This is a genomic window from Streptomyces flavofungini (genome assembly GCF_041028215.1).
GTDB classification, from domain to species: Bacteria; Actinomycetota; Actinomycetes; order Streptomycetales; family Streptomycetaceae; genus Streptomyces; species Streptomyces flavofungini_B.
On sequence record NZ_JASKYR010001236.1, the window covers coordinates 1 to 1,122 of the forward strand.

General features: G+C 75.4%; 1 protein-coding gene. It reads right to left on the reverse strand.

The features are described from left to right. Positions 1 to 1,122: amino acid adenylation domain-containing protein (locus AB8Z36_RS40035; protein WP_369218274.1), on the reverse strand; the 1,122-nt coding region annotated here is incomplete at both ends.

Consider the following 1,122-nt stretch of genomic DNA (forward strand, 5'->3'; position numbering starts at 1 on the left):
GGGTCAGTACGCGGGCCCACACCTCGGCGACGTGCCGTTCCGTCGCGGTGCCCGGGGCGGTGTACGAGCGGCCCGTCTCCTGCCGCTCGGCGGCCGGTTCCGGCAGCCGGGGGCGGTCGATCTTGCCGGAGCGGTTGAGGGGCAGTTCGTCGAGGTGGACGTAGAGCTCCGGCAGCATGTAGCCGGGGAGCCGGTCGGCGAGGTGGGCGCGGAGCGCGTCGTCCGTGGGGGAGGTGCCCTCGCGGTGCACCACGTAGGCGACGAGCCGCTGGCCGGGGCCGTCGCCGCGTACGGCCGCCGCGGCGACCGCGACGTCCGGGTGGCCCGCGAGGAGGGCCTCGATCTCGCCGAGTTCGATGCGGATGCCGCGCAGCTTGACCTGCGAGTCGGAGCGGCCGAGATAGTGCAGACGGCCGCGGGCGTCGACCCGGGCGAGGTCGCCGGTGCGGTACATGCGGGACCCCGGCGGGCCGTACGGGTCGGCGACGAAGCGTTCGGCGGTCATGCCCGGGCGGCCGATGTAGCCGCGGGCCAGCGAGGCGCCCGCGATGTAGACCTCGCCGGTCACGCCGGTGGGCACGGTACGGAGACGGGCGTCGAGCACGTGGACGCGGGAGCCCGGCACGGGGGCGCCGATCACCACGGGCGCGCCGGGTTCGAGGTCGGCGGTGGTGGCGTAGACGGTGGCCTCGCTGGGGCCGTACGCGTTGACGATCCTGCGGCCCGGCTCGCTGAGCCGCTCGACCAGTTCGGCCGGACAGGCCTCGCCGCCGACGGCGAGCGTCCGCAGGTCGGGCAGGCGCCCGGCCACGTCGGGCAGCAGCATCGCGGCGGACGGCGGCAGGAAGACGTACGTGATGCGGGAGTCCCTGAGCCGGGCGGCGAGCGCGTCGCCCAGCCGCTCGTCGTCCCGCGCGATGTGCAGCTCGGCGCCCGCGACCCAGGGGAAGAACAGGTCGGAGACGGCCACGTCGAAGCCGAACGACACGAACTGGAGGACCCGGTCCCCGGCCGTGACCGGGAAGACCGGGCGCACCGCCCGCGTCAGGTTCAGCAGCGCGCGGTGCTCCACCGCGACGCCCTTCGGCACGCCCGTGGAGCCGGACGTGAACAGGACGTAGG